Source organism: Paraburkholderia sp. UCT2 (assembly GCF_014397665.1).
Lineage (GTDB): Bacteria > Pseudomonadota > Gammaproteobacteria > Burkholderiales > Burkholderiaceae > Paraburkholderia > Paraburkholderia tuberum.
Genome location: NZ_VZQO01000094.1, coordinates 1 through 6,801 on the forward strand (window position 1 = coordinate 1; position 6,801 = coordinate 6,801).

At 58.3% G+C, this 6,801-nt stretch carries 6 protein-coding genes; 5 read left to right on the forward strand and 1 reads right to left on the reverse strand.

Annotated features, from left to right (window positions below):
• The first annotated feature begins 161 nt into the window (after nucleotides 1–161).
• On the forward strand, nucleotides 162–374 hold the full coding sequence (locus F6X39_RS35510) for a transposase (RefSeq protein WP_187620064.1): 213 nt from the start codon (nucleotides 162–164) through the stop codon (nucleotides 372–374).
• Nucleotides 375–475: 101 nt separating this feature from the next.
• Here F6X39_RS35510 and F6X39_RS35515 read toward each other — a convergent pair whose 3' ends face one another.
• Entirely contained in the window at nucleotides 476–1,651 is a 1,176-nt protein-coding gene (locus F6X39_RS35515) for a mandelate racemase/muconate lactonizing enzyme family protein (RefSeq protein ID WP_187620065.1), read from the reverse strand.
• Between the two features lie 465 nt (nucleotides 1,652–2,116).
• Here F6X39_RS35515 and F6X39_RS35520 point away from each other — a divergent pair, with 465 nt between their 5' ends.
• The 4 genes from F6X39_RS35520 to F6X39_RS35535 all read left to right on the forward strand — a co-directional run bounded on the left by F6X39_RS35520 (nucleotide 2,117) and on the right by F6X39_RS35535 (nucleotide 6,601).
• Nucleotides 2,117–2,926, forward strand: a complete 810-nt coding sequence (locus F6X39_RS35520; protein WP_187620066.1) for an SDR family NAD(P)-dependent oxidoreductase — start codon at nucleotides 2,117–2,119, stop codon at nucleotides 2,924–2,926.
• 96 nt (nucleotides 2,927–3,022) lie between these two features.
• Nucleotides 3,023–4,159, forward strand: coding sequence for a porin (locus F6X39_RS35525; RefSeq protein ID WP_187620067.1), 1,137 nt, complete (start codon nucleotides 3,023–3,025; stop codon nucleotides 4,157–4,159).
• 112 nt (nucleotides 4,160–4,271) lie between these two features.
• A complete protein-coding gene (locus F6X39_RS35530; protein ID WP_222945415.1) occupies nucleotides 4,272–5,573 on the forward strand; it encodes an MFS transporter in 1,302 nt (433 codons plus the stop codon).
• 281 nt (nucleotides 5,574–5,854) lie between these two features.
• Complete coding sequence (locus F6X39_RS35535) at nucleotides 5,855–6,601, forward strand: GntR family transcriptional regulator (RefSeq protein ID WP_187620068.1); 747 nt, start codon at nucleotides 5,855–5,857, stop codon at nucleotides 6,599–6,601.
• Nucleotides 6,602–6,801 lie beyond the last annotated feature (200 nt).

The following is a 6,801-nucleotide window of genomic DNA, read 5'->3' on the forward strand; positions in this document are numbered from 1 at the left end:
TGTAATGCGGTAGCCAATCCGCGGATATCAGCTTGATCCACCGTCGAGATTTACTGCTACGTCGCCCTCAGGAAATTCAAACATCGAAAACACAGAACCGATCATATTGACACGAGAAGTCATATCAACCTGGCCGACGTCACGTTTCATGTGCGAGCGATATGGCCGGCAAACGACAGTCGGACGAACGAAGTTGGCTCGGCGAAGAAGTTCAGGCAAGCGAATTTCAGGACACCAGACTACGGAAGCGTTTTGGCGTTGTGCTGGAACAGTTGTGGGCGGGCATGGGCCAAACGATTCCCTTCGCTTGTCAGGATTCGGCCGCGACCAAAGCGTCCCTTTCATTCGACAGAACCGTCGGCCGAGCCGAATAAAATGGTACGTGAGGAGGCGGCGGTGGTTCGGCTCATGGCGGGCGGATGCCGGCAGAAAGACTCGGGACTCGATATAGCGACCAGACGTCGTTACCGGCACGTCACGCGACGGTAGCGTTGCATTTCTCGTGTTCGCGATTGAATATCAGCCGGCGGATTGTCAAAGAGTCCAGCTCCGTGCGATTGACTTCGATCCCGAGGCCGGGCGCGGACGACACGCGCGTTTTCCCATTTTGCGGGAGCGGTAGTTTCATGTTGGCGATCGCGTCGAAATACCGTGTCTCGTTGAATTGCATTTCCAGACGTCGGAAGTTTGGCACGAGCGCACAGATCTGGAGGCTGGCTGCGTGCGCAACCGGACCACTTGGATTGTGTGGCGAAAACTCCACGCCATGCGAATCGAGGAGACGGGCAACCTCGAGCATCTCACCCATACCGCCGACATATTTGATGTCGGGCATCATCACATCGTAGGCGCCCGCTTTGACAAATGGTCGGAAGCCATCGGTGCGAACCGCCTGCTCGCAGCCTGCAAGACGAATTCCCCGGCTGTTGGCAAATGAACGGAGGGCGCGCAGATCCTGCAAGTTGTCTGGCGATTCTGGAATCGGACATTCGAGCCAGTAGAGTCCATCGCATACGTTGCTGGCGAGCACTTCGCGGGCTACCGCGACGTTGAGTCGCCAATGGCAGTCCACCATGACCTCGACCGACCGACCGACAATGTCCCGGACCGCGGCGATACGATCCAGTGCAGCGTCAATCAGCTTTTTATCGTAGTTCGTGTGAGCGCCGTATAAGGCGACATCATCGAAAGGCGCAATCTTCACTGCGGAGAAACCTGCGGCAGTGGCCACTCGAGCGCTCTGAGCGAAATCGGCCGGCGCGCGCGAGCGCGTGCGACGATTGATATTGGCGTACATCGGTACGGACTCGCGCACGATTTCGCCAAGCAGTGCAGCGGCGCTGCAGTTGCGGGCCTGTCCGAGCAAATCCATAGTTGCATGGCTGAGCGCGGATACGACCGCTGCGCGTGCGAGTGTTTCGAGCCTCAGCGTGGCGAACATCGTCCCGGTTTCCTTGAGCCTCGTGTTCACAACGGCTGCAAAAAGTTCGCTAGCTACGCGCAGCAAATCACCGTCGTGGCCAGCCAGGGTCGCTTCTCCGAATCCCGTCCTGTTCTGATCGTCGACCATTTCGACGAAGGCCCAGCGCGTTGAAGGGGTGACCTGGACGATGGACAGCGTCAGGGAGTCAATGCGGGCTTCTTTTTTCATATTCGGTAGGAAAGCTATAGGTAACATTAATTTGGGTAGCCGTGTTGCCGGCAGCGATGTCCATTCAGGCAATTGACGGCTGGTCATTCCACGCGACGAATCCGGCCGGCAGATCGGGGCCGGACCCAGCCCTCTGTCCCGACGAACATTGCCGCCTTAGTGCGCATGTACTGCAACGCGCTTCTTCGGGCGTCCGCCCAATACGGGACGCCGCGCGGAGACTTCCGGACGTGAGATTCGTGGAGCACTTTGTTGCCGCCACACACATCATTCGACACTTGCTCTCGCATCGGCTTTCGCTCCAGGGGAATTTCACCGCTTCGATCATATATGATCATATCAGGTCAGCTAAAGGACGCGAAATCGATAATAATCGCTGTATGTGATCATAAACGTAGGGATTGCCCTGATGGCAAAGAGTGCGGCGGGCGGTTTCAATAGCGCTAACCAACGGAGCAGACTCACATGGCACAGCCCACCAAATTGCAAATCGCTCGCATGACGTCCCATGAGGGTCGCCGCGTTCTCATCACGGGTGCGAGCCTCGGCATTGGTCGGGAAGTAGCGCGCCTCTTCGCAGCGGAAGGCGCTGTGGTCGCGATGCATTACTCACGCCAGATTGACGAGATGACGGGTTATGCAGGGGCCGCCGCGGCGCTCGTCAACGATCTGCAGGCGCTTTCGCCGGACTCGGCCGGGCTCGATGTCGACCTGAGTGCGCCGGGCAGCGGCGCACTGCTAGTCGAACGTGCGAACGAGATTCTTGGAGGCGTCGACGTGCTGGTGATTTGCGCATCGACGCAGATACGCGAACGATTCGGAGCAGTTACAGCGGAGTCGATTGCCCGACACGCGCGAGTCAACTTTGAGGCCTCCGTCGAGATGCTGCAGGCAGCACTGGGGCCGATGGCGGCAGCTGGCTGGGGACGTGTCATTTCGATTGGCAGTCTGAATCAATTCCGGCCTGACCCCGAGCTTGCTGTCTATGCCGCCATGAAGGCCGCGCATCACAACCTGATCCGCAACCTGGCGAAGGTCCATGCAGCGGACGGCATCACGCTTAACACGGTCTCGCCCGGGCTGATCTCGACACCGCGCAACGCGTGGCGACGCGAAAATCCTCATGAATGGCATGAGATCGAACACAAGGCGAATCCGATGCACCGGGCCGGTATCCCCGAAGAAGTGGCCCATATGGTTCTCCTGCTGACGTCCGATGCGGGTGCTTTCACTACTGGGGCCGACATCCCGGTCGATGGCGGCGCTCACTTGTAGGTTGGAATCAAAAACCTGAATTGCGGTAGTCCACGGCGTGCATCGTCGACGTGGGCGGTCTGTATATATGACTAGTACTACGAATGGAAAAATAAAATGAAAGCAGGAAGACTGGCCATCTACGGGTGTCTCTTTAGTGTAGCAGGGGTCGCGCAGGCGCAATCTTCGGTGACGTTGAGCGGCATCATCGATGGAGGATTTGAAATCGCGCAGGTCGGTGCTCTGAAGAGCGATCCGTCCAGTCACCCTACGCTCTATCGATTCCAGAACGGCGACCTCCAAGCCAACCGCTTCATGTTGACTGGAAACGAAGACATCGGTGGCGGGATGAGTGCGCAATTCCACCTCGAGAACCAGTTCAACGTCGGCGATGGCTCGATTGCCGGCAGCGGGTTCTTTACGCGAGAGGCGTGGGTGGCCTTGACGAGTAACCAGGGAACGGTGACCCTCGGTCGCTATCGAGCGCCAACCTTCTGGGTCTACCTGTTCGAGGACGCGAACACTTATCGGCTCGATAGCTATACCGCACCTAACATCCAGCATCAGGCCATACTGTCGCAGATTTTCGGTGCGCAGAAGTCAAGCGCCACACTCGGCGGAGCTTTTTCGGGGCTTGGCGGATTTAGCAACAACTCGATCAGCTACCGGACGCCGGTGCTCTTTGGCGGTCTGACCTCCGAAGTCACCTACTCGAGCGGCGCAAACGGCGTTCAGGACGACACTCAAGACGGCAAAAACCTCGGCGCCAACCTGATCTATGCCCACGGTGGTCTCAAGGTCGGCTATGGCTTTAACAATTCCCACTACTATATTGACGGCGCGCTCACGAGCCTGAAAACCCACATTGTCGGCGCGACATATAACTTCAACTTCGCGACTTTGGGAACCGACTATGTGTATGCAAGCGACAGCCTCGGCCGCTTCGCTTCGTCGTGGACCGCGACCGGCGTCGCGCCGGTCGGTCCAGGACAGGTCAATCTGGGGGTCGGGCACATCAACAGCACGCAATCCGGCGGAGTCGGCAGTGCGACAAGCTTTGACCTCGGGTATGTCTACTTCATTTCGAAGCGGACCCAGTTGTACACGCTCTATACGAAGCTGTTCAACAGTTCGAACAGCACGATCGGAATTCCCAATCTGAATGCTGCGCCCAGCAACGTGTCGCCGTTTTCCAAGGTGACTCCGGGCTTCGATCCCTGGGCATTCTCGATTGGGCTGCGGACGGCGTTTTGATAGTCCGGCCAGCAATATTGGAAGGTTGCCAGAGAGGAGAATTGGCATAAGCCGTTTCTCTGCCATCGAGTAAACGGGCCGCTCGTTCATCCGGCGGTCCCTGGAGGAAAGCATGACAACGATATCGGCAATTTCGCCGCAAGCCGCGGATCGGATCCGCGTCTGGACGCCGCGGCTCGTGGCATTTGGAGAGTTCATCGACGGTTACGACCTGCTCGTGATGGGGGCCGCGCTGCTTTTCATCGGACCGCAGTTGCATTTGACAGGCTCCGAAAAGGGCTGGCTGGCGGCCACGGCCTTCATCGGCACAGCGCTGGGCCTTGTCGTGTTCGGTGATCTGTCCGACCGACTCGGACGCAAGGTCATCTTCATGTTGAACCTCGTCTTTTTCGTCGTCGCGTCGCTTGCATCCGCCTTCGTGACAGACTTCTGGCAATTGCTGATCGCCCGCTTCGTGATCGGCGTCGCGGTCGGTATGGACATTCCCACGTCGCACAGCTTTCTTGCCGAGATCGCACCGAGCGCACGGCGCGGCCGCGTGGCGGGGTCGCTGCCAAATCTGATGTGGCTCGGCGGTGCCATCGCGAGCGTTCTGCTCGCCTTGGCGCTGCAGCCCATCACCGGCGAAAACACGTGGCGCTGGTTGTTTGGACTCGCGGCAATACCGGCTCTTGCCGTGTTGATAGCCCGACAGTTCCTGCCGGAATCGCCGCGCTGGTTGCAAGCCCACGGACGTGCGGCCGAAGCGCGGGAGATCTTTCTGGCACTCGGCATTCCCGAGCCGAAGTCGACTGTCACGCCAAAACGGGAGTACCGCAACCTTCTGACGGGCCAGGCACTGCGGCGCCTGTTGGCTGTCACCGGATTCTTCGCACTGAATGGTTTCGCCGGCGCAGTCGCGACCATTGCGGGGCCGCTCGTTCTCGCGAGCAGCGGACTGGGCACGAGCCGTTCGCTTGAATTTGCCCTGGCTGCATTTTCGGTTGGGTTGGTCGCGGTTTTTATCGGTTCGCTGATCATCGACAACGTGGACCGGCGCCGTATGGGCATCTGGTCATGCCTTGGCGTGTTCGTGGCCGGTATGGGTATTGCGTTTCTCGGTCCGTTGAACAAGGCCGCCTTGCTCATCTGCTTCGTGTCGTACTCCATGCTTACCTGGTTCGGCCCGGGCGTGCTGTCATGGGTATGGAGTTCTGAAGCGTTTCCGACCGAACTGCGCGCACTCGGCTCCGGTATTGCGCAATGCGTGACCCGTCTCGCGATAGCACTCAATCTGGTGCTAGCACCCGTACTCCTCAATGCTTACGGTCTGCGAGCCATTGCACTCTATTCCTGTGGTTACCTCGGATGCGCCCTGATCGCATTCGCATCGCCTTTCCTGAACTCGACAAGGCGTGAGCTCGAGGACGTTTGACGTTCACGCCTCGCACGAGCAACGAGGAGTACCGGAATCCCTCCGCTCCGGTAATTGGCCCCGACCGCGCGTCGGGGCGTTTTTTTCGGATGAAGTGAAACCTCTGCTCGCTCGGAAGCGAGAGCACACTAGCCTCTACGCTCACTCGCGTCGCCCCTATGAGACATCCACGGCGAATCCATCACTGGCAAAGTCACATCAGGCCAGTTTCTCTTCAGTTAAACTACGACTAAAAATGCAATTCCGCGCGCATCTCGCGAGCGGAAACAATTGAGGGCGTCATGGTTCAGATACAGGATATTGAGCACCGGATCCGTGAGGATATTGTTGCGGGCGAATTCCAGTTCGGATCGCGCATCACCATTGCAGGGTTGGCGAACCGGTATGGCGTGAGTCAAATGCCGATCCGCGAGGCGCTACGCGCACTGCACGGAGAAGGTCTGCTCGTGATCGAGCCCAATCGGGGCGCTCGTGTCCGTCCGCTGGACAGGCATTTTGTGAGCAATATCTTCGACCTCCGGTGTTCAATCGAAATGCTTATCGTCCGCCAGATGGTGACACGATGCACCCCCGAAGGTCTGGCCGAACTGGAACGTATCGAAGCGCGCCTCGAAAAGAATATTGAGGCATCCGATTTCCCTGGCGTATTGAGTGCGAACCGCGAACTCCATCGCTTGATCGGGGAAATCGCGCAGAATCCCGATGCTGTTACCCTGCTCAACCGGCACTGGTTGTTGATTGCCGCGCTGTGGCGGCGCTACGAGTATGGTCCGGAACGATTCGCTGGCGTGGCCGACGACCATCGCCATTTGATTGCGGCAATCCGTGCACGCGATGTAGAAGCAGCTGTCATGCTCGCTGGCGCGCACGTCGTGAAAGCGAAACAGGTACTGCTTGCAAAAATACCGAAAGATCCAGAGACCAGTGAATCAGGTCTTCGCAGACGTCGAAGGGCGACTGTCCCCGCTGAAGAAGTTTCGCAGTCGGTGGAGTTGGCTTCTTCACTGGATCATGCGGCTCGGCGTTAACGCGAGGCATCAGCAGGTAACCGGGATGAACCGGAGTGCGCCGAATAATACAACGGCGGCGCCTCGGCATCTGGGGAAGCGCTGATTTATTCAGCTCGGTGGTCATCGTTGGCGTAGCTGAGGACGTTATAGAAGGCAACTCACGGAACAGACTCACGATGATGAAGAGGCAGATCGGCTTCGCCGAAGCGGAAATTGCA